The sequence below is a fragment of the Pedobacter aquatilis genome (assembly GCF_032678405.1).
GTDB lineage: Bacteria > Bacteroidota > Bacteroidia > Sphingobacteriales > Sphingobacteriaceae > Pedobacter > Pedobacter aquatilis_A.
The window spans coordinates 176,478-197,768 of the sequence record NZ_JAVTSJ010000005.1 but is presented as its reverse complement, the minus strand read 5'-3'; the positions used below and the strand labels follow the sequence as shown (position 1 = coordinate 197,768).

21 protein-coding genes are annotated in these 21,291 nt (G+C 37.2%); 11 read left to right on the top strand and 10 right to left on the bottom strand.

Going from position 1 to position 21,291, the window contains the following annotated elements:
• Nucleotide 1 precedes the first annotated feature (1 nt).
• Nucleotides 2-700 (bottom strand): hypothetical protein, encoded by a 699-nt coding sequence (locus R2R71_RS14610; protein ID WP_316832019.1) that lies wholly within the window; start codon nt 698-700, stop codon nt 2-4.
• A gap of 101 nt (nt 701-801) precedes the next feature.
• Here R2R71_RS14610 and R2R71_RS14605 point away from each other — a divergent pair, with 101 nt between their 5' ends.
• From R2R71_RS14605 to R2R71_RS14575, 7 genes are all read left to right on the top strand, one after another.
• A complete protein-coding gene (locus R2R71_RS14605) occupies nt 802-1,452 on the top strand; it encodes an ABC transporter ATP-binding protein (RefSeq protein ID WP_316832018.1) in 651 nt (216 codons plus the stop codon).
• A 123-nt stretch (nt 1,453-1,575) separates the two neighbouring features.
• The gene (locus tag R2R71_RS14600; protein ID WP_316832017.1) at nt 1,576-2,052 is read left to right on the top strand and encodes a hypothetical protein; all 477 of its coding nucleotides are present in this window, start codon (nt 1,576-1,578) and stop codon (nt 2,050-2,052) included.
• 1 nt (nt 2,053) lies between these two features.
• Nucleotides 2,054-2,662: an HAD hydrolase-like protein gene (locus tag R2R71_RS14595; protein ID WP_316832016.1), complete on the top strand. Its 609-nt coding sequence runs from the start codon at nt 2,054-2,056 to the stop codon at nt 2,660-2,662.
• Nucleotides 2,663-2,664: 2 nt separating this feature from the next.
• Nucleotides 2,665-4,161, top strand: a complete 1,497-nt coding sequence (locus R2R71_RS14590) for a S41 family peptidase (RefSeq protein WP_316832015.1) — start codon at nt 2,665-2,667, stop codon at nt 4,159-4,161.
• 141 nt (nt 4,162-4,302) lie between these two features.
• Nucleotides 4,303-4,569 carry a hypothetical protein gene (locus R2R71_RS14585; protein ID WP_316832014.1) on the top strand — a complete coding sequence of 89 codons (267 nt, stop codon included), beginning with the start codon at nt 4,303-4,305 and terminating at the stop codon, nt 4,567-4,569.
• Between the two features lie 56 nt (nt 4,570-4,625).
• On the top strand, nt 4,626-5,720 hold the full coding sequence (gene dprA / locus R2R71_RS14580) for a DNA-processing protein DprA (RefSeq protein WP_316832013.1): 1,095 nt from the start codon (nt 4,626-4,628) through the stop codon (nt 5,718-5,720).
• A gap of 251 nt (nt 5,721-5,971) precedes the next feature.
• Entirely contained in the window at nt 5,972-7,333 is a 1,362-nt protein-coding gene (locus R2R71_RS14575) for a pyridoxal-phosphate dependent enzyme (RefSeq protein WP_316832012.1), read from the top strand.
• A gap of 246 nt (nt 7,334-7,579) precedes the next feature.
• Here the strand turns inward: R2R71_RS14575 and murA are convergent, their stop codons facing one another.
• The 6 genes from murA to R2R71_RS14545 form a co-directional block, all read right to left on the bottom strand.
• Nucleotides 7,580-8,905: a UDP-N-acetylglucosamine 1-carboxyvinyltransferase gene (gene murA, locus R2R71_RS14570; RefSeq protein WP_316832011.1), complete on the bottom strand. Its 1,326-nt coding sequence runs from the start codon at nt 8,903-8,905 to the stop codon at nt 7,580-7,582.
• Between the two features lie 65 nt (nt 8,906-8,970).
• Entirely contained in the window at nt 8,971-9,645 is a 675-nt protein-coding gene (locus tag R2R71_RS14565) for a DUF4290 domain-containing protein (RefSeq protein WP_316832277.1), read from the bottom strand.
• Between the two features lie 410 nt (nt 9,646-10,055).
• The gene (locus R2R71_RS14560; RefSeq protein ID WP_316832010.1) at nt 10,056-10,553 is read right to left on the bottom strand and encodes a histidine phosphatase family protein; all 498 of its coding nucleotides are present in this window, start codon (nt 10,551-10,553) and stop codon (nt 10,056-10,058) included.
• The gene (locus R2R71_RS14555) at nt 10,546-11,574 is read right to left on the bottom strand and encodes a glycosyltransferase family 9 protein (RefSeq protein ID WP_316832009.1); all 1,029 of its coding nucleotides are present in this window, start codon (nt 11,572-11,574) and stop codon (nt 10,546-10,548) included. Before R2R71_RS14555 ends, R2R71_RS14560 begins: the two co-directional genes overlap by 8 nt.
• Before the next feature lie 92 nt (nt 11,575-11,666).
• A complete protein-coding gene (locus R2R71_RS14550; protein WP_316832008.1) occupies nt 11,667-12,269 on the bottom strand; it encodes a DUF4254 domain-containing protein in 603 nt (200 codons plus the stop codon).
• Nucleotides 12,270-12,359: 90 nt separating this feature from the next.
• On the bottom strand, nt 12,360-14,033 hold the full coding sequence (locus tag R2R71_RS14545; protein ID WP_316832007.1) for a helix-hairpin-helix domain-containing protein: 1,674 nt from the start codon (nt 14,031-14,033) through the stop codon (nt 12,360-12,362).
• Between the two features lie 88 nt (nt 14,034-14,121).
• Here R2R71_RS14545 and R2R71_RS14540 point away from each other — a divergent pair, with 88 nt between their 5' ends.
• A complete protein-coding gene (locus R2R71_RS14540; protein ID WP_316832006.1) occupies nt 14,122-14,745 on the top strand; it encodes a hypothetical protein in 624 nt (207 codons plus the stop codon).
• A gap of 77 nt (nt 14,746-14,822) precedes the next feature.
• Here the strand turns inward: R2R71_RS14540 and sppA are convergent, their stop codons facing one another.
• Entirely contained in the window at nt 14,823-16,589 is a 1,767-nt protein-coding gene (gene sppA, locus R2R71_RS14535) for a signal peptide peptidase SppA (protein ID WP_316832005.1), read from the bottom strand.
• Between the two features lie 49 nt (nt 16,590-16,638).
• Between sppA and folK the strand changes: the two genes are divergently transcribed.
• Together folK and R2R71_RS14525 are read left to right on the top strand one after the other, a co-directional pair.
• Complete coding sequence (gene folK, locus R2R71_RS14530) at nt 16,639-17,133, top strand: 2-amino-4-hydroxy-6-hydroxymethyldihydropteridine diphosphokinase (RefSeq protein ID WP_316832004.1); 495 nt, start codon at nt 16,639-16,641, stop codon at nt 17,131-17,133.
• A gap of 16 nt (nt 17,134-17,149) precedes the next feature.
• Nucleotides 17,150-17,530: an Hpt domain-containing protein gene (locus R2R71_RS14525; RefSeq protein ID WP_316832003.1), complete on the top strand. Its 381-nt coding sequence runs from the start codon at nt 17,150-17,152 to the stop codon at nt 17,528-17,530.
• Here the strand turns inward: R2R71_RS14525 and pssA are convergent.
• Both pssA and rho read right to left on the bottom strand, forming a co-directional pair.
• Nucleotides 17,527-18,216: a CDP-diacylglycerol--serine O-phosphatidyltransferase gene (pssA, locus tag R2R71_RS14520; protein ID WP_316832002.1), complete on the bottom strand. Its 690-nt coding sequence runs from the start codon at nt 18,214-18,216 to the stop codon at nt 17,527-17,529. The two genes, R2R71_RS14525 and pssA, sit on opposite strands and share 4 nt — an antisense overlap.
• A gap of 77 nt (nt 18,217-18,293) precedes the next feature.
• The gene (gene rho / locus R2R71_RS14515) at nt 18,294-20,012 is read right to left on the bottom strand and encodes a transcription termination factor Rho (RefSeq protein ID WP_316832001.1); all 1,719 of its coding nucleotides are present in this window, start codon (nt 20,010-20,012) and stop codon (nt 18,294-18,296) included.
• A 425-nt stretch (nt 20,013-20,437) separates the two neighbouring features.
• Here rho and pyrF point away from each other — a divergent pair, with 425 nt between their 5' ends.
• A complete protein-coding gene (pyrF, locus tag R2R71_RS14510) occupies nt 20,438-21,271 on the top strand; it encodes an orotidine-5'-phosphate decarboxylase (protein ID WP_316832000.1) in 834 nt (277 codons plus the stop codon).
• Nucleotides 21,272-21,291 lie beyond the last annotated feature (20 nt).

Genomic DNA, 21,291 nt, shown 5'->3' with positions numbered 1-21,291 from the left:
CTTATTTGCCTTTCTCGTATTTGAAATACATTAAAAGACCATAAATTATATGCAATACACCAAAACCTATAGCCCAGAAAATTAAACCATAACCAATGTTAAACATGCAAATTAAACCTAATCCTATTTCCAGAAAACCTAAATAACGGATGTCGCTGTAAGTATACTTACTGGCATTAATTAATGCTAAACCATAGAAAATTAAACAGGTAGGTGCTATAATGCTGTAAGTGTTAGGGTGGTTAAATAGTAAGGCAATAATAAATAATCCACCGGCAGCCAATGGGATAAAAAGATTGATTAGTAGAGATTTTGATGTTTTATCCCAGATAGGAAGATTGTTTCGCTGACTTTTACGATAAGTAAAAAGGACACCACCAGCTAAGGCCACAAATAAAATGATTAAGGCTAATTTAATCAGGTTATATTCCAGGTCTATTTCGCCCTGAACACCATAGCTGTAACCCCGGTTATTAAGAAATTTGTCAATTTCCTCGTTGGCAAAATAAGCACCAATTAAAGCAATTACCCCTGCAAATACGCCCGATAAACCGCTTAATGAAATAAATCTCGATGACCTATCCATCATTTGCCTGATGTCTTTTAGTGCATTTAACTGTTCTTCCTGAGGGTTCATATTAAAAGTGCTTTGTTTTTCAAAGTTAAATAACATATTGGTATCTGCAAATTTTATTTTCATTTTTTCCCGAAACACACCTGGTATTTATTTTCAGCTCACTTTCCTTTTTAAGCTTTAGTCTTTTTGCTTTCAGCTTTTACCTTTTTTATTAAATTTGAAGCATGTTAAAAGCCACTGAAGTAAGAAAGTCGTACGGGAATTTACAAATATTAAAAGGCGTAAATTTTGAGGTACAGAAAGGGGAGATTGTAAGCATTATTGGACCTTCGGGGGCAGGGAAAAGTACATTGCTTCATATTCTGGGTACTTTAGATAAGCCTGATGAAGGCGTAGTTGAATTAAAAGGAACAGTGATTAGTAAATTATCGGGCGAATTACTCAGTACTTTTCGTAACCAGAATATCGGCTTTGTATTTCAGTTTCACCATTTACTGCCAGAGTTTAGTGCCATAGAAAATATCTGTATCCCGGCCTTTATTGCTAAAACAAATAAAAAGCAAGCTGAAACCAGGGCATTGGAGCTGTTGGATTTATTTGGGTTAAAAGATAGGGGAAATCATAAGCCTAATCAGCTTTCAGGCGGTGAGCAACAAAGAGTAGCTATTGCGAGGGCTTTGATAAATAATCCTTCCATTATTCTTGCAGATGAACCATCAGGAAATCTGGATTCGGAAAATGCCGCTGCACTCCACCAGCTTTTTGTTAATCTGCGTGATAACTTTCAGCAAACCTTTGTTATTGTAACACATAACGAGCACCTTGCCAAAACCAGCGATCGGATCGTGACAATGAAAGATGGTTTAATTGTATAGAGATAAAATTATTAGGAATAAAAGATTCTATGAAACATCGCATTCCTCAACGATTATACAATTTTGCAATTCAGTCATTCTTTCATGTATCCAATAAACAATTCATTAATTTAACTTTCAACTTTGAAAATACTCATTACAGGCGGAAATAATTCGAAAGCCTTTAAATTGTTAAAAGCCTTTCCAGGTCATTTTATTTTATTTGCCGATTATGGCGACGTGCCGGCTATGGTAACGAACAATTATGCGCTTAGCTCCTTAGGAGAATTAAATAAAGATAGTATTGCCCACATTTTGCTCAATTTTTGCATTACGGAAGCCATTGATAGCATTATTCCCCTTCACGATTTTGAAGTAGAAGCCATCGCAAAATCGGCAGTTTTATTTAGTGAATATGGAATTGATGTGCTGCTGCCTTCACAGGATAATTTAAATGATTTTTTATCAGGTATAAAAGCCTCAGGTACTGATTTAAATGTCTTTGTGAAAGGTGATTGTATTTATTCATCAGGAAACAGGCCTGATGCAAAACTTTCAGAAACCCTAAACGGCGTGTTTTACCTGTCGGAGAACCAAGATTATAAACTTTTTACCGTTTAATATGGAAAACTATTCCTTTGCTGATGATAAACAAATTGTAATTTTCGAACTGGATGATGTTTTGTTCCCTTCGAAAGATTACCTGCTTCAGGTTTATTACTTGTTTGCCCAATTTATCGAGTATACAGAACAAAAAAATGCACAGGTTATTTTAGATTTCATGCGCATAACATATGAGCATGAAGGGACTGAAGGCCTTTTTCAAAAAACAGCAACCAAATTTGAACTTGCGGAAAGCTATCAGCATAACTATGATTTATTGCATTTAAATGCCCGTTTGCCATTGAAATTACTGCTCTACAAAAATATGCTAGAATTTATGCAGGAATTGGTAGTAAACAGAAAGCAGATTTTTATTGTTACCGCTGGCAATCCCGAGCAGCAATTGAATAAAATAAAGCAAACCGAGTGGAATGGACTTGAAAAATACCTTACCGTTTTCTTTGCGGAGGAACTAAATCAACCCAAATCAGAAATTTTTCAGAACATATTAAGCAACAACAATTTATCAGTAAAAGATGCGTTAGTTGTTGGTGCAAATAAATTTGATGAGCAACAATCAAAATTAATTAATTTGCCGTATATTGTGTCACTAGAAATTTACAAATAAATATGATCAAAAAGTTTACTGCACAAAAAATGCTTCTGTGCGCTTTCATTGCTGTTGTAGGGTTTGCAACTTCATGTAAAAAGTCTTCTGTTAATCCAGACGGTGGAACCACAACTACACCAGGAACACCTGGTACCCGGGCTGAGTTAACAAAAGATTCTATTTATTTATATGCACAGCAAACGTATTTTTGGAATACAGGAATGCCAAGCTATACCACCTTCAATCCAAGGCAATATGCTTCCAATGATGCTGTTCTAGCTGCGATTAAAGCCTTGCCTAGTACGGGTGGAAAAGATAAATACTCTTTTATTGATGATGGAACAGTGGCAAGCCAGTTAGGCGGTGTTAGCGGTGATTTTGGTTTTTCAGTTTTCTTTAATGCAGCTAACGACTTAAGGATAAAATATGTATATGCCAGTTCTCCGGCAGCAACACAGGGTTTAAAACGTGGTTACCAGATTACCAAGATTAATGGCAGTACTAATATTAACACTACAGATGCATCGGTTAATGCAATTGTAGATGCGATTTTTGGTACAGCGACTACCGTTTCCTTAACTGTTCTGAAGCCGGACGGAACCTCACAGGATGTTGTGGTTACCCGTGCTTCGTACAATATTAACCCTATTTTATTTACGAACACTTACACAGTCGGTACGAAAAAAGTAGGCTATATAGTATTTAACAGCTTTACCACTAATTCTACATCACTTTTAGATGCCGCATTTGCAAAATTTGCTACTGATGGTGTAACTGAATTGGTTGTTGATTTAAGATACAACGGTGGTGGTTCGGTAGCTACTTCTGAAGCATTTACTAATTTAATTGCACCATCTTCGCAGAATGGCAAAGTGATGTATACTACTTACTGGACACAAACCATGCAGGATGGTAATGCAACTATTCTTCAAAACCAGAAATTTTATGCTAAAGGTAATGATGGTGTAACTCGTTTATATTCATATTATGATTATTCATATAAGCCAATTGCAGCTGCAGGTAATCAGGAGGTTTTTGCAAAAAGAGGCTCACTTAATACCCTTTCAAGAGTTTATTTTATTGTAACTTCTTCTACAGCCTCTGCTAGTGAGCTGTTAATTAATAATTTAAAACCGGTGATGGATGTTAAACTGATTGGACGTAAAACTTACGGTAAGCCAGTTGGCTTCTTTTCTATCCGTATAGATAAAAATGACTTATACATTCCGCAGTTCCAAACTAAAAACCAGTTAAATCAGGGCGATTATTTTGACGGCATGACCGTTGATAAGGATATTGCTGATGATGTGACAAAGGATTTCGGTGATACTTCGGAGAAACTTTTAGCACAAGCCTTAAATTATTCTGCTAATGGCGCTTTTACTTCTTATTTGAAAGATAATACCATTAGCAGTACATCTGCTTTATCAAGAATGCAGATGGAGGATTTAACGGGTAAAATCGATCACGAGTTTAAGGGAATGATTGAAACCAGAAAATTAAAACTGAATAAATAAACCAAACCATAAATTGTAAGCCGGTATCTAAATAATACCGGCTTTTTTTATCTCAATTATTACAAAAAAAACGATTTTTGAGGTTGTTTTTTTTATAAAATTTCGATAAGCTTGTTTATCATTAATCGTTAAAGAGATATTATGCCAATAGAAATTGTAGAAAAGGAACACATAGGCTACTTAAATATAATCAATGCAAAAGAAGACCATTCCGGCGAACTAAAAACTAAATTAGATGAAGCTCAGCGGCTTGGCAACGAATTTAAATCAAAAGCTGTAATTACTTTTAACACTACAATTGGTCCGAAGAAAGTAGATACTACCGTTTGGTCGGTTACCGAAAACTATATTCAGTTGAAAAATAATATCCATATTCCATTAAAAAGCTTAATTGATATCGATTTTTAGGCAGTTTTTTAAGGAAATAAATCATCCCGCATTTATTAACCTTAACCTGAAAATTGATGAGTACGCTCCACAAAATTGCTTTAACCTTCATTAAATCCATTGGTCGGGTAAATGCTAAAAATTTACTGGCCTATTGCGGTAGTGCAGAAGCCGTTTTTTCCGCTTCAAAAAAACAGTTGCAACAGATTCCCGGGATCGGTACGAAAACAGTTGAAGCAATTTTAAATACCGATGCATTAATTAGGGCAGAAGAAGAACTTCAGTTTATTCAAAAGCATGGCATTGAAGTGCTTTTTTTTACGGATGAGAACTATCCAAAACGCCTGAAAAACTGTGTGGATGCTCCAATTTTACTTTATTTTAAGGGTAAGGCAGATTTAAATCATGCTAAAATCATCAGTGTTGTGGGCACAAGAAATGCTACTGAATACGGCAGAAATCTATGTAAACAACTTTGTGAAATATTGGCGCCTTACAATGTTTTAATTGTTAGCGGTTTGGCTTACGGAATAGATGTTACAATACATAAAGAGTGTTTGGTAAATAATATCACAACGGTTGGTGTGTTGGGGCATGGTTTAGATCGGCTTTATCCACAGGTACATAAAACCGTTTCGCAAAAAATGGTTTTAAACGGTGGATTGCTTTCAGAGTTTCCGATTTTAACCAATCCTGATAGGCAAAATTTCCCTCAGCGAAACAGGATTATTGCCGGTATCGCCGATGCTACAATTGTAATCGAAGCCTCGATAAAAGGCGGTGCGCTGATTACAGCAGAAATTGCGAATTCTTACAATAGGGATGTTTATGCCTTTCCGGGCCGTACAAATGATGTGTTCTCGGAAGGCTGTAACTTCCTGATTAAAACCAACCGGGCAGGTTTGATTAATAATGCCGGCGATTTAATTTATTACCTGGGCTGGAATGACGAACTTAAAAGAAAGAAAAATCCAGGCCAGACTAGCCTGCAATTAAACCTTACGGCAGATGAACAAAAAGTAGTGGATAAATTGCAAAGCGGACAATCATCTATTGATGAACTTAGTATTGTATTGAATATTCAGCAGAGTAAGTTAGCCATTGTATTATTAACACTGGAAATGCAGGGTGTTATCATTTCTTTACCAGGGAAGGTTTATAAGTTAGCCTGATAAATAATAATGTTCTTCCATATAAAATATAAAGCTGAAAGCAATGCTGATTATCGGGAATGGCAAAATTTGCTGTTTAAATGTTGCCCAATCCAAAAATCTATATTGCGTTTCACCCAATAATCAATCTATAATACCTATCATAATTATAGATTATGAAATAAAATTTTATTTATTTTAAATTTTCGTAATTATGTTTCAAATAAAATATTGTTTGTAAAATACTTAATGCCTTTGCTTAATTTTGCTGCATGTGGTACAATAATATTTTAGAAACCATTGGCAATACGCCATTGGTAAAATTAAATACGATAACTAAAGGTGTTCCAGGTACAATTCTGGCCAAAATAGAAACTACTAATCCAGGCAACTCAATTAAGGACCGTATGGCAGTTAAAATGATTGAAGATGCCGAAAAAAGTGGTAAACTAAAACCAGGTGGTACAATTATCGAAGGAACCTCAGGAAATACTGGGATGGGCCTGGCTATGGCAGCCATTATTAAAGGTTACAAATGTATTTTCACCACAACGGATAAACAATCGAAAGAAAAAGTAGATGCCTTACGTGCTTTTGGTGCTGAGGTTATTGTTTGTCCCACTAATGTTGAACCTGAAGATCCGCGATCATACTATTCTGTATCATCACGTTTAGAGCGTGAGGTGCCTAACTCATGGAAGCCCAACCAATATGATAATTTAGCCAATTCGCAGGCGCACTATGAGCAAACAGGGCCAGAGATTTGGGAGCAAACTGAAGGTAAAATTACGCACCTGGTTGTTGGTGTAGGTACAGGTGGAACCATTTCCGGAACAGGCAGGTATTTAAAGGAGAAGAATCCTGACATAAAAATCTGGGGAATTGATACTTACGGTTCAGTTTTTAAAAAATATAAAGAAACCGGAATTTTTGATAAGGATGAGATTTATCCTTACATCACCGAAGGTATTGGAGAAGACTTTTTACCTGCCAATGTGAATTTCGATGTAATTGATTTATTTGAGAAAGTTACCGATAAGGATGCTGCTTTAATGACCCGCGATATTGCCCGTAAAGAAGGAATTTTTGTTGGAAACTCTGCAGGTGCGGCAATTGGCGGCTTAATCCAGTTAAAGGATCAATTAAAACCGGAAGATGTTGTTGTGGTAATCTTCCATGATCATGGAAGTCGTTATATGGGTAAAATGTATAACGAAGACTGGTTACGCGAACGTGGATTTTTACAGGATGAGAAACTTACTGCAAAATCTATTTTATCTAAAAAGGAATCAACAGAGATTGTAACGCTTGATACTACAAAATCTGTTTTAGAAGCGATAAATACCATTAAGTCGATGAATATTTCGCAAATTCCGGTTACGCAGCAAGGTATGATTGTAGGTAAAGTTGCCGAAAGCGATATTTTATCTGCTTTACTTGAAAATCCTGGTTTGAAATCAGCTCCGGTTGCTGAAATCATGACTGCTACATTTCCTTTTGTTGATTTGAATACCTCTATTGATAAAATTTCATCATTGATTAATAAGGAGAATTCAGCCGTGTTAGTTGAAGATGAGTCTGGTAAAATCGAAATTATTACGCAGTACGATATCATTAATGCGATTTCGGGATAATGATGTAAGACGTAAAATGGATAATGTGAGATGGATGAGATGTGCAATGAATCCAGTCTAAGCCGGTCGTCAACCTGAATTCATTTCAGGTTCTCATTTAAAAGATGCTGAAATAAATTCAGCATGACGAATCCCAAAATTTATAGCGTGCAAAAACGCCCGAGTAAGAAATTACTCGGGCGTTTTGCGTTATGCTATTCAAGCTTTCGGCTTTTCGCCTTCATCTATAATCTTTCAGCTTAAAGCCTAATGGCTTGGCGCATCAGCATTTACACGCTTTATTTGCGCACCTAAGGCACGTAAACGTGTATCAATATCCTGGTAACCACGCTCAATCTGCTCAATGTTGTAAATAGTCGATTTACCTTCAGCAGATAATGCGGCAATTAGCAAAGAAACCCCGGCTCTGATGTCAGGAGAAGTCATGCTGATTCCGCGAAGTTTGTATTTTTTGTCAATACCGTTTACGGTGGCACGGTGTGGGTCGCAAAGGATAATTTGGGCACCCATATCGATTAATTTATCCACGAAGAATAAACGACTTTCGAACATCTTCTGGTGTATTAAAACGTTTCCTTTTGCCTGTGTAGCAACAACCAGCACAATACTCAATAAATCTGGAGTAAAACCTGGCCATGGAGAATCGGCAATGGTAAGGATAGAGCCATCAATAAACGTATCAATTTCATAATGCTTTTGCGATGGAACATAAATATCATCACCTCTGCGCTCCAGTTTAATACCTAATTTTTTAAATACTTCAGGGATTACACCAAGTTCATCATAGCAAACATTTTTGATAGTTATTTCTGATTCCGTCATAGCCGCCATACCAATGAATGAACCAATTTCAATCATATCCGGTAACATTCTATGTTCAGTACCACCTAAAACTTTAACCCCCTCAATGGTTAATAAATTTGAGCCAATACCCGAAATTTTTGCACCCATGCGGTTAAGCATTTTACAAAGTTGCTGTAAATAAGGTTCGCAGGCAGCATTGTAAATAGTTGTTGTGCCTTTAGCTAATACAGCAGCCATTACAATGTTTGCTGTACCAGTTACTGAAGCTTCATCCAATAAAATGTAAGCGCCTTGTAAATTGGTCGCATCAACGTTAAAGAAAGCTTTTTTGCTGTCGTAAACAAATTTAGCACCTAGTTTTTCGAAACCGATAAAGTGCGTATCCAATCTCCTGCGACCGATTTTATCGCCACCTGGTTTAGGTATAGCTGCTTTTCCGAAACGAGCCAACAATGGGCCAACAATCATAATCGAACCACGTAGGCCACCACCTTTTGCTTTAAAAGTATCCGATTCAAAGAAATTTAAATCGATATTTTTTGCTTCAAAAGTGTAAGTATCCTTGTTAATGCGCTCAACTTTAACACCCAGATCGCCCAATAACTCAATCAGTTTGTTTACATCTTTAATATCAGGAATGTTGCTGATGGTTACTTTCTTTTCGGTAAGCAATACAGCCGATAAAATCTGTAAAGCCTCGTTTTTGGCGCCCTGAGGTGTGATTTCGCCCTTTAATTTAATTCCGCCTGTTATTTCAAATGCGTTCATATATCTTTTTGGTATTTAGTATTAAGTATCAAGGCTATGCATATATTTTGCCTTTTACCTTTCCTTTAATATTTAGATTTGTTATTGTTGTTACGTCCTCTGTTATTGTTGTTCTGACGGTTTTTACCGTTGTTGTTATTGTTGTTGCGCCCCCGGTTATTGTTGTTATTCTGACGAGGATTTTGCGCCCTGAACTCAACTTTTGCAAGGTTTACTCCTTCATCGAGCGATAATAAACCTCCCGAAAGGTATTTTAAATCTTTAATAATAGTATCATCACTTACGTTATCCTTATTCCAGGTAACATAGGCCATCTTCATAAAGTTTGCTATACTTTGAACCATTGCCTTTTTATGTTCAGGATTTTCTTCCCGCATGGCTTTCTCAATCAAATCCTCAACGGTTTTACCATAATGTTTATAGGTAATTCTTTGCTGCGGATAGGGAAGTGGTTCTGGCTTTTTAAAAGCATTTTCAGGCAAAGGTTTTGGGTACGGGCTTTCAACATCAATCTGATAGCCAGAAATAATGTGAAGGTGATCCCAAAGTTTATGCTTAAAATCAGCAACATCACGTAAATGAGGTTGCAAAAATCCCATCAGGTCGATAACCGCCTGGGCATATTTATTACGTTCTTCAATGGTGGGTAATTCGCAAATGTACTTCACCATATTTTGAACATTCCGGCCATATTCCGATAAAATTAAATGGCTTCGCGTGGTGTTATAATCAAAACTCATGTAAGGTAATTTAATGGATAAATCTTCCGGCATTACGAATTATGAAATAACCAGGAGAGTTTAGGTTATGAATTCACCGAAATGTCTATTGCCGGACTTTCGTTATTTATAGTTCAAAGATAATCTTTTTAATTACAAATAGGATTGTTTTTTGTTTTTTTGGAAATCTACGTTCAGTAGTGCTTTTGATCTTGCAGCCCCGCTATCACTTCAAGTCCTCACTCGTTTCTCGCTCCGGGCTTTTCGTTTTATCGGGTTTATTTAACAAAGGGCTGTGATTCCCTTAGTGGGCACTAGCAGAACTTTTAGTTGTTATCGAATGAATTTGGCCACTACGGTCAAAACGGCGGATGGAGTGAATCTAAATGACGATTTCTTGAACTCCGTTCCGTGTTTCCGTGGAAAAAAAACTACATTTCATCACTATTCTTCGGGTAATCAAAGAAAACTAAATCCCCGGTTCCACGGCTCACCATTTTCCACGATTCAAATGGAAATGACATTAAAACCATTCCCGCAGTTGGAATATTATAAATGTCCGCATCACTCAGTTCGTTAGCTAAATCCGTAAAACCCGGATTATGTCCAAACATAATTACAGTATCTGCCGAATCATCTAAGTCATTTACTACTTTCAAAAGTGTTGTTGTATTGGCTTCGTATATGGCTTCTTCATACCGGATATCTTCAAACTGATAGGCTTCCGCAAAATATTTTGCAGTCGATTTTGCTCTTTTCGCCGGACTGCTCACAATTAAATCAAATTTGAAAGCCCTGTTTACCAGTCTTTCGGCCATTTTGGGTGCATTCTCTTTACCACGTTTATTCAGCGGTCGGTCGAAATCCTTTAAGTCAATATTTCCCCAATCTGATTTTCCGTGACGAATCAATAGTAGTTGCTTAGCCATTTAGTTTTTCTTTAATTTTATTTACAATCGTTTCCGGTTTAATTAAATCTATACAACTTTCAACACCACAAAGACAGGGTTTGTTTCCATAAATAGAATTTGGCCTCGAAGGATGGTCGATTTGGATGCAATCGCTTTCCTGCTGCCCATAACCCAAAAACCCTGCATAAGGATGTGTTGGCCCCCAGATGGAAACAACCTGTATCCCAACTAGTGAAGCCATGTGCATACCCGATGAATCCATGCTCAGCATTAAATCGAGATTTGAAATAATGGCAAGTTCTTCGGTCAGATTAAAATTTCCAATTACGTTATTGGTGTTTGGATAAGTTTTAGCCCATTTTTCAGCGATACTTTGCTCAGTTTTTCCTCCTCCAAAAATAAACAGTTCAAATCCTTGCGAGCTTAATGAAGAAATTACCTGTTCCATTTTTTCTAAAGCATAAACTTTGTAAATATGCTGTGCAAATGGAGAAATACCTACTTTTTTGGTCGATGGATTTTGAAAAAGAACATTAGCCTTAGCAGGAAGTGCTCTTGCCGATTGCTGAAGCTGATGATTTAATTTAATGCTTAAACCGAGGCTACGAAACACATCTGCATAACGTTCTACGGTTTGTTTTAAAGGTTTAAAGATTTTATTAACGGGACGGGTTAAGGCATTTTTCTCTGCCCTGCCTTTATTAATTCGTCTGATTTTTATGCCGGTTATACGGAAAAAAGTCGAAATCGTTCTGCTCCGAAGATTATCGTGCAAATCAGCAATTGCTGTTGGATTATATTTCCGGAGTTCCTGGTAGAGTTTAAATAAACCATTAATTCCTTTATGAACAGTTTTTGGCTGTATGGCGTGGAAACTGAGATTTTCAATTTCATCAAAAAATGGTTTAAAAGCCTCACGGCTAACCATTACGATTTCTACAGAAGGATTTTGAACTGGAAATTCTTTTAAAACAGAAGCCACCATTGCCACGTCGCCCATGGCCGAAAAACGTAGAACAATAATTTTTTCTTTTGACATGGCGTTTTTGATCATTCGTCATTGCGAGGCACGAAGCAATCTTTTTTTATGAGAGAGATTGCTTCGTGCCTCGCAATGACGACTTGTGGATTCTATGCTTTATTATACAACACCGGGTTTAGGCTCGGGTCGTTATACATTTTCATCTGTTTGTATACTTTCATATATTTTTTTCCAGCTTCAATATCGTTTAATAATTCATCAATACTCTGTGATAAATCATCACGCTGCGACAATAATACATTTAGTTTGGTTTGGCAGGCTTCACGGTGTTCGGCTGATGCTGTTTCGCGTTCAGCTTCTTCCTGCATGTGGTAAATTTTTAAAGCCAGGATAGAAAGCCTGTCGATTGCCCATGCCGGGCTTTCCGTATTGATTTTTGCATCTGAAAGCGCCGAAATACCTTGGTATAGGTTTAAGAAATAACCATCAATAAATTCTACCATATCCGTACGTACTTGATTTTGTGCGTCAATACGTCTTTTCCAGCTTAAACCTTCAACAGGATCAATCTCCGGATTACGAACCACATCTTCCATGTGCCATTGCGCAGTATCTATCCAATTTTTAATGTAAAAAAGATGCTCTAAACTTTCAGCATCATATGGGTTTTCAACCGGATGGTCAATATCATCAAACTTATGGTAGTCTGTAATAACCTGATTAAATACGCGGTTGGCAATTTCACTTATCATGGGGCAAAGTTATGCTTTTTTACAACAGATTTTCACAGATAGACACAGATTAAACTTGTCCGTATCCATTTTTAACATCTGTGGTGAGTTTTATTTCTTACTTTCAAAATACTTTGTTATTTCTTGCAGAGAAAAAGCATTCAAACACTTGTCGGCACTCAAACCACCTTTTCGGGCAATCTTAATGCCATATCGCATATCATGAAAACCTTCTGTTCGGTGGGCATCAGGATTTACGGAAAGTAATACGCCTTTTTCTAAAGCATAGCGATGCCAGCGCCAGTCTAAATCCAATCGTAATGGATTTGCATTAATTTCGATAACTACATTATTGGCCGCGCAGGCATCGATAATTTTTTTATAATCAATTGGATAACCAGCCCGGCTTAACAGTAAGCGACCGGTTGGGTGACCTAAAATTGTAGTGTAAGGGTTTTCGATCGCATTGAGTAAGCGGCTGGTTGCCTTTAGCTCATCCATACGCAAATTGCTGTGCACAGAGGCAACAACGAAATCAAAAGTTTTTAAAATATCATCGCTGTAATCCAGGGAGCCATCGCTCAGGATGTCACTTTCAATTCCCTTAAAAATTTTGAAAGGGGCAAGTTTTTTATTTAGTTCATCAATTTCCTGATGCTGGCCAAAAACACGCTGCTCATTTAGGCCTTTAGCATAAACTGCTGTTTTGGAGTGGTCGCAGATTCCCAGGTACTCAAGTTTTAAAACATCTTTGCAATAAACGGCCATTTCTTCGAGGCTATGTACGCCATCACTCCAGGTAGAGTGGTTATGTAAACTGCCTTTCAAATCTTCGTAAGTAATTAACTGAGGAAGTTTATTTTCCTTCGCTAATTCAACTTCATTAAAACCTTCACGTAATTCGGGCTCAATAAAGGCCAAACCAGCCCGATCATAAATTTCCCGCTCATTGGCAAAAGGGCCATTGCCTGCTAAATTTAAAACTTTTTCAACATGTTCAGCATTTCCGGTAAGTTTAAACCAATCCAGATAAAATCCAGCTTTTTCAACCACAAAAATCTTAATTCTTAAACCTGTTTCGGTGGTTGTGATAAAGGAGTCTTCAGCAGCTATCAAAGAAAGTGCTTCGAAACCAGGGAGTGAAGCCTGTACTTCATCAATATGTGTTGCACCAATTACAATTTCAAGTTCATCAATAATTTCGCAAGCCCTGCGAAACTGGCCTGCAAATGCAATTGCAGCATTATGGTCTACATTAACCAGCCATCTTGAAAGCTCGTCAAAAATGCTGTTGGCAAAACTTTCTACCTGCGCATATAAAAACCTGCCATTCGCGGCAAGCTTAAATTCAATGGCATTTTTTATTTCTTCCTGCGTTTTTAATCCAAACCCTTTAGCTTCAATTAATCGGTTTTCGTTGCAGGCATAATATAATTCACCAACGCTTTCAATGCCCAATGTACGCCAGATAATTAAAATCTTTTTTGGGCCAATACCTTTAATGCCTAACATTTCAACAACGCCTTCAGGGGTTTGCTGTACAATGTCGTTTAGTTCCTTTAATTTGCCGGTTTGCAATAACTCGATAATTTTTGCCGACAGGCTTTTTCCAATCCCTTCAATTTTATCAATCTCATCAACAGGTTTATCTTTTAACGCAAAAGGTAACTTATCAATTTTAAAATAAGCATTGGCAATTGATTTGATTTTGAAAGGATTTTCCTCGTGCAATTCCATTAATTGCGATAAAAGACGAAGGGTTCTGGCGATGGTTTTATTTTCCATAAGCGGTAAAATTATGAATTATGGTTTGAAACTTAACTACACATTATTTTTTCCGAAACAGAATTTATTAAAGCTTTGTTGATTAAGTATGAAAACAACTAATATTCTATTGGCAGGCTTAAGCCTGTGTTTCGCTGCTTGTCAATCACCTGCCAACACAGAAAATAAACAAGATACAACTGTTCATGCCGAATCGGTTGCTGAAAAAGCTATCGAAACAGATTTTTTAATTGTTCCTGGCAGGTCAATTGGTCAGGTTGCCCTTGGTGAAGATATGATAACAGTTGGTGAAAAGCTAGGTAAACCTGATGCAGGCGATGCCGCAATGGGTAAAGCCTGGGGGATCTGGTATGGAAAAGATTCTTCCAGTAATACAAGGAATGAACTGGCCGTATATTCTGCTTATCGCGATACTTCGATGCGGGTTAAAGAAGTAAAACAGATTAGGATTACTGCTAACCAATTCAAAACTAAAGATGGGATTGGTGTGGGTATATCAGAAGCTGATGCTAAACTGAATTTTAAGGCTATGGAGCTGGCGGCTACTTATATTAACGAGAAAAAGGATACGATAAATGTTTTCGACGCTAAAAAGGATGGTATTGGATTTGAATTCCTTAAGGGGAAAAGTATTTCCTTAACCGTGCATCCGGTTAATCAATCCATTAACAATACTTATTTAACCTTACATCCCGAGTGGAAAAAAATATAAGATAGAATATTGGGGATGAAATATGTAGAATGTGAAATGGAAGATGTGGGATTAACCTACCCACATCTTCCATTACGCTACTTAATCACAGCTTCGAAAGGCATTCTGGCCTGAATGCCAGAGCTTGCCATAACCTTTTTCATTTGCTGATAAAGCATATAATTGTCGCCTAATTCCTGTTTGGTATAGTAGGTTTTAATTTTATCGGTACTTTCTTCCAGCAATGATTTCAGTGGGTCGATAACATCAGGATATTCAACCACTTTATACTCTTTTAGCCTGGCTTTTTGAGCGGCAGATTTAATTGCGTCGTTAAAACTTCCGATTCTGTCGGCTAAACCGATTTGTACAGCATCGGTTCCAATCCAGACATGGCCTCCGCCAATGCTGTCAATATAAGATTTGCTTTTCTTTCTGCCATCCGCTACACGACTTACAAAACCACTGTAAATTCTGTTTAATTCGTTCTGTATAATGAATCTTTCACCTTCTGTCATCGGGCGATTAGTAGCCATTATATCCGCATATTTACCAGTTTTAACGCCATCAAATGTAATTCCCAGTTTATTTGTCATTAAGTTTTGGAAGTTAGGGATGATGCCAAACACGCCGATAGAACCGGTAATTGTATTAGGCTGAACGAAGATACTATCAGCCGCACAGCCAATGTAATAGCCGCCTGATGCGGCAACATCGCCAAAGGATGCGATAACAGGTTTTTCTTTTTTAGTTAGCACAATTTCCCGCCAGATTACATCCGAAGCCAAAGCGCTTCCTCCTGGAGAATTAACCCTTAAAACAATCGCTTTGATATCGTCATCAAGGCGTGCCTTACGAATTGCCCTGGAAATACGTTCAGAACCAATCTGACTATCGGAACCTTCTCCTCCGGTAATTTCTCCGTTAGCATAAATAACCGCTACCTTATCTTTGCCTGAACCAGTTTGATTGTTGTTTTTTGCGTAATCATTCACCGATACAGAGGTAATATTTTGCTTTTTGGTTTTGCCTGATAAAGCTTTAAGCTCTTCCAGAATTTCATCTTTATATTTCAGGCCATCAACCATTTTAAAATTAAGTGCATCTTTGGGTTCCCTGATTTTATAGTTGTCGGCTATGCTGTAAAGACTGTCTTTTTCGAGGCTTCTCGATTGTGCAATATCTGATAAAAATGTATTGTAAAGTCCACCAACATACGCTGTAACCTGTTTACGGTTATAATCGCTCATTTTATCAAGGATGTAAGGCTCTACAGCACTCTTGTAATTTCCTACGCGGATAACCTGCATTTCTACACCCACTTTTTCAAGTGTTCCTTTAAAGAAAGTTAACTCAGAGCTAAAGCCTTTAAATTCTAAAGCACCTTCAGGGTTTAAATAAACTTTATCGGCAGCAGAGGCTAGATAATAAGCACCCTGGGTGTAAACTTCGCTGTAGGCAAGGATTTTTTTGTGCGATTTTTTGAAATCAATCAGTGCATTCCTCACTTCACGCATGGTTGCAAAACCAGCATTGGGGCTACTCACATTAACGTAAATACATTTTATGTTATCGTCGTTTTTAGCTCTTTTAATCGATTTTAAAAGGTCGTTTAATCCAATACCGTCTTTCTCCTCACCGCCAACTATAGGAAGATTGCCAAATGGGTTTTTAGGCGTACGTTCCATTACTGCCTGATCTAAGTTTAAATACAAAACCGAATTATTACCAACAGCCACTGTTTTATCATCATCAACCGATGAAATGGCAGCTACAATAACAACGAAGCAGATAAAAAACAGGATGATAACAGACAGGAAAAATCCGAGCATTGAAGCAAACAGATACTTGAAGAAATCTCTCATTTAAATATTTTAATTTTGTGGTAAAGATATAAAAATACAAGGGCTTAATATGGCATTAGAGCGTACAATTGCTTATTTGTTACTGGGTGGAAATTTAGGTGACAGAAATAAAAATCTGGAACTGGCCATTCGGCTTTTAAATGATGAAGCTGGCGATGTTATCGCGGTTTCGTCTATTTATCAAACTGCAGCGTGGGGTAAAGAAGATCAACCTGATTTTTTGAACCAGGCGGTAGCCCTGAGCACAGGCTTAAGTGCTTTGAGCTTATTGGATAAAGCATTGGAAATTGAACAGAAATTAGGTAGGATTAGGAAAGAAAAATGGGGAGAAAGATTAATTGATATTGATTTAATCCTTTTTGGTGATGAAATTATCGATATAGAAGGGCGGCTCCAGATTCCTCATCCACACATGCAGAACAGGAAGTTTGTATTAGTTCCATTGGCAGAAATAGCGCCAGATGTTGTACATCCGGTAACAGGGAATACTATTTTAGAAATTTTCGAAAATGTTACTGATGATTTAGAGGTAAACAGATTGTAAATTATTAAATTTGATTATGCAAGATGACCTGGATAATCCTCCTCTAGATTTATCGTATCTTACAGAAATGGTAGGTGAAGATCCCGAATTTATAATTGAGGTTTTCAATACCTTTATCGATCAAAGTAGTTTCTATCTGAATGAGATGGAAAAGGCCTTGCAGGTTGAAGACTGGGTAATGATGTCGGATTGCGCTCACAAAATAAAACCAACTTTCACATATATTGGGCGAAATGATGTTAAGGACTTTATCCATACCATCGAAACTGCGTGCAAGGAAGAAAAGGGCTTAAATAAAATGGCCGAAAGTGTCAATAAACTTCGCGTACTAATGGATCAAGTCTACTTTCAGGTAGAAGATGCTATGGCAGAGATCAAAGCAAAGTATAATATTTAATTTATTGAAGCCTCAGTTTTCCTAAAATGTAAAAAGGATAGGGCAATGTACAATACTAAAACAAATGGTATTGCAGCGAATTGCAAAGCAACAATAAGTACTGCCGATAAAATCAGGAATATAAATTTGATTTTGTTTTTTGCCCAGCTCAGGTTACTGAATTTTAATGAGAAGATTCTGATTTCGCTAACTAGCAGGAAACTTGTAATTACCGTTACAGCGATGAGGAGGATTGTAGAACCAATTATTTCCGGGTAATCATTTGCTATAAAAGGTAATGAGCAGATAAATAAAGTATTCATTGGCGTATTTAAACCAATAAAGTCTTCAGTTTGGCGCTCATCATTATTAAATTTTGCGAGACGAAGGGCAGAAAATACAGTAATGAGAAATCCTGCGTAGGGTAAATAAGCTGAGGAATAATCACTTTTCTGTAATAAATGAAACATAATTACACCAGGTAAGAAACCGAAACTTACCATATCTGCCAGTGAGTCAAGGTCTTTTCCTATAGCCGATTTTACATTCAATAAACGGGCTGCCATTCCATCAAAAAAATCGAAAATTCCCGAAAGGATTACAAAATAGGCGGCGGTTTGAAGTTCGCCTTTAAATGCAAAAACGATTCCGATACAACCTGAAAAAAGGTTTGCACAGGTAATCGCATTAGGGATATGCCTTTTCATATAATGGAAGATGTAAGAAGTGAGATGGTAAATGGAACGTTATTTTGTCCATCTACCATCTTACATTTTACCTTTTATTAGCTGTTCATCGAAATTAAGAATTCTTCGTTGCTTTTTGTACCTTTTATCTGAGATTGTACAAATTCCATCGCTTCCTGGCTATTCATGTCAGCAAGGTGGTTGCGTAAAATCCAAACACGTTGCAAGGTATCTCTGTCGTGTAATAAATCATCGCGACGTGTACTCGAAGCAGTAATATCAATAGCAGGGAAAATTCGTTTGTTCGATAATTTACGGTCTAATTGTAACTCCATGTTACCTGTACCTTTAAATTCTTCGAAGATCACCTCATCCATTTTAGAACCGGTATCAGTTAACGCCGTAGCCAAAATGGTTAATGAACCTCCATTTTCGATATTACGTGCAGCTCCAAAGAAACGCTTTGGCTTGTGTAATGCATTGGCATCAACACCACCCGATAAAATTTTACCGGATGCAGGTGCAGTAGTATTGTAAGCCCTGGCTAAACGTGTAATCGAATCTAAAAGGATTACAACATCATGACCACTTTCTACCAAACGCTTAGATTTTTCCAATACAATATTGGCAATTTTAACGTGACGTTCTGCAGGCTCATCAAATGTAGAAGCAATAACCTCTGCTCTAACACTTCTGGCCATATCAGTAACCTCCTCCGGACGTTCATCAATTAAAAGAATAATTAAATAAACTTCAGGATGGTTTTTGGCGATTGCATTAGCAACTTCTTTTAATAAATTGGTTTTACCTGTTTTTGGCTGCGCAACAATTAAACCACGCTGTCCTTTACCAATTGGAGTAAACAAATCCATAATACGGGTAGAGTAATTATTTGTATCCGTAAAAAGATTCAATCGTTCAGTTGGGAAAAGTGGCGTTAAATAATCGAAAGGAACGCGGTCGCGAACTTCGGCAGGGATTCTGCCATTAATGGTTTCTACACGAACCAAAGGGAAATATTTTTCACCTTCTTTAGGTGGGCGGATACTGCCTTTTACTGTATCGCCAGTTTTTAAACCGAAAAGTTTAATTTGTGACTGAGATACATAAATATCATCAGGAGAAGTTAAGTAGTTGTAATCCGCAGAGCGTAAGAAACCATATCCATCTGGCATAATTTCTAGAACGCCTTCATTTGTAATTACATTATCGAAATCCAGATTTGAATAACTGTTTTCGTTTTTGTGGTGATTACCACCCCCAGGCTGTTTTTGCTGGCGGTTGTCATCACGTTGTTGCTTTTCGCGGGGTTCTTGTTTTTGTTTCTGAACCGGTGGCAATACTTCAGCAGACTCTTCAATTAATGCTGAAATTGGTTTAACGCTTTCATCCGATTCGATAACCCGATCCGGTTGTACTTCTGGTTGTTCGTGTTGTGGTTCGTCAAATAAAGTTACCGATTCTCTTCTTCTTTCAACAGGCGCTGCCGAATCTTCTTTAGGTAGTCTGGCTCTTTTTTTAATTGGTTTTTCTGGTGTTGGCGTTTCAGTTGCAGTTGTTGCTGCGGCTACTTTTGGAGCCTTTTCAGCTTTAGCTGCTTTAGTTTTTGGGGCTGGAGAAACTGCAACAGGTTCAGCCTCGCCATATGGGTCGCCAGCTCCGGCAGATTTAGCGGCATTTATAATTTCCTGCTGGTGTAGAAGCACTTCAACAAGGTCGATTTTTCTTAGGGAGTCGGCACCTTCGATGCCATAGGTTTTTGCCAGCTCACGTAATTCGGGGGTGAGCTTATCATTTAATTCTGATTTGCTAAACATTCTAAATATATATGTTTCAAGAAATTTTTCATTTGTTTATAACGGATGTTTTCCGGCTATAAATCTGCAAGGCTTTAAATATTTGTGTTAGCGCAAGCCCTGCGGTTTCATTGTGTATAAATTCTTATGGCTATAAAACTTAAGATGAGCTGGTTATGTTGGTGTACTCAAAATGGTTTCATAATTGTTTACGAGCTGAATAAAAACGATAATCGCTTTCAAAAAATGGTAACAAAAAACAAGTCTTGATAAATTTTTTCTGGGATATTCAGATAAACGGTTGAGAAATTATGTTGCAATTGTATGTATTTGAAACGTAATCCGCAAGAAAAAGTTTAAAATGTTTATAAAAATAATTAATATGACGTTGTTTTTATTCCTCAAAAATTTCAAAAAACCTCATATTTGCAGCAAATAAGCATTATATGACTAAGCAGCAACTTTTTGAGCAGATACAAAAAAAACGTTCATTTTTATGCGTTGGATTAGATTCATCACTGGATAAAATCCCCCAGCACCTGTTAAAGTACGATAATCCCATTCTTGAATTTAATAAACAGATTATCGATGCAACAAAAGATTTATGCGTGGCCTATAAACCAAATACTGCTTTTTACGAATGTTACGGTAAAAAAGGATGGAAAACCTTAACCGAAACATGGAAATATATTCCAGAAGATATTTTTTCAATTGCCGATGCAAAACGGGGCGATATTGGTAACACTTCTGCCATGTATGCGGAAACTTTTTTTAATGAAAAATCATCTGAAATGAGTTTCGATTCAGTTACCGTAGCACCCTATATGGGCAGCGATTCGGTTACACCTTTCCTAACTTTTAAAGATAAATGGGTAATTCTTTTAGCCCTCACTTCTAATTCCGGTCATGCCGATTTTCAACTGCAGGAAGTTGGAACCGACAAACTTTTTGAAAAGGTGCTTAAAACTTCACAACAATGGGCAACTGATGAACAAATGATGTATGTTGTAGGCGCAACCCGCGGTGCCGCATTTGCCGATGTACGTAAACTGGTTCCAAATCATTTTCTTCTTGTACCGGGTGTTGGTGCACAGGGCGGCGATTTGCAGGAGGTTTGCAAATATGGTTTAAACGCACAATGTGGATTACTGATTAATTCATCAAGAGGGATTATATATGCCAGCAATGGCGAAGATTTCGCTGAAAAGGCAAGGATAGAGGCTTTAAAACTACAGAAAGAGATGGAGCAGATTTTAATTGCTGCTGATTTGGTTGTTTAAAACAGATATAACCTGTATTT

Excerpts from the sequence above, each read along its gene's own strand:
- pyrF (WP_316832000.1), top strand. The coding sequence starts at position 20,438 with ATGACTAAGCAGCAACTTTTTGAGCAGATACAAAAAAAACGTTCATTT.
- R2R71_RS14550 (WP_316832008.1), bottom strand. The coding sequence starts at position 12,269 with ATGATAAGTGAAATTGCCAACCGCGTATTTAATCAGGTTATTACAGAC.
- R2R71_RS14525 (WP_316832003.1), top strand. The coding sequence starts at position 17,150 with ATGCAAGATGACCTGGATAATCCTCCTCTAGATTTATCGTATCTTACA.
- R2R71_RS14560 (WP_316832010.1), bottom strand. The coding sequence starts at position 10,553 with ATGGCTAAGCAACTACTATTGATTCGTCACGGAAAATCAGATTGGGGA.
- R2R71_RS14590 (WP_316832015.1), top strand. The coding sequence starts at position 2,665 with ATGATCAAAAAGTTTACTGCACAAAAAATGCTTCTGTGCGCTTTCATT.
- murA (WP_316832011.1), bottom strand. The coding sequence starts at position 8,905 with ATGAACGCATTTGAAATAACAGGCGGAATTAAATTAAAGGGCGAAATC.
- R2R71_RS14555 (WP_316832009.1), bottom strand. The coding sequence starts at position 11,574 with ATGTCAAAAGAAAAAATTATTGTTCTACGTTTTTCGGCCATGGGCGAC.
- sppA (WP_316832005.1), bottom strand. The coding sequence starts at position 16,589 with ATGAGAGATTTCTTCAAGTATCTGTTTGCTTCAATGCTCGGATTTTTC.
- R2R71_RS14595 (WP_316832016.1), top strand. The coding sequence starts at position 2,054 with ATGGAAAACTATTCCTTTGCTGATGATAAACAAATTGTAATTTTCGAA.
- R2R71_RS14565 (WP_316832277.1), bottom strand. The coding sequence starts at position 9,645 with ATGAGTTTTGATTATAACACCACGCGAAGCCATTTAATTTTATCGGAA.
- R2R71_RS14610 (WP_316832019.1), bottom strand. The coding sequence starts at position 700 with ATGAAAATAAAATTTGCAGATACCAATATGTTATTTAACTTTGAAAAA.
- pssA (WP_316832002.1), bottom strand. The coding sequence starts at position 18,216 with ATGAAAAGGCATATCCCTAATGCGATTACCTGTGCAAACCTTTTTTCA.
- rho (WP_316832001.1), bottom strand. The coding sequence starts at position 20,012 with ATGTTTAGCAAATCAGAATTAAATGATAAGCTCACCCCCGAATTACGT.
- R2R71_RS14585 (WP_316832014.1), top strand. The coding sequence starts at position 4,303 with ATGCCAATAGAAATTGTAGAAAAGGAACACATAGGCTACTTAAATATA.
- folK (WP_316832004.1), top strand. The coding sequence starts at position 16,639 with ATGGCATTAGAGCGTACAATTGCTTATTTGTTACTGGGTGGAAATTTA.
- R2R71_RS14540 (WP_316832006.1), top strand. The coding sequence starts at position 14,122 with ATGAAAACAACTAATATTCTATTGGCAGGCTTAAGCCTGTGTTTCGCT.
- R2R71_RS14545 (WP_316832007.1), bottom strand. The coding sequence starts at position 14,033 with ATGGAAAATAAAACCATCGCCAGAACCCTTCGTCTTTTATCGCAATTA.
- R2R71_RS14575 (WP_316832012.1), top strand. The coding sequence starts at position 5,972 with ATGTGGTACAATAATATTTTAGAAACCATTGGCAATACGCCATTGGTA.
- R2R71_RS14605 (WP_316832018.1), top strand. The coding sequence starts at position 802 with ATGTTAAAAGCCACTGAAGTAAGAAAGTCGTACGGGAATTTACAAATA.
- dprA (WP_316832013.1), top strand. The coding sequence starts at position 4,626 with ATGAGTACGCTCCACAAAATTGCTTTAACCTTCATTAAATCCATTGGT.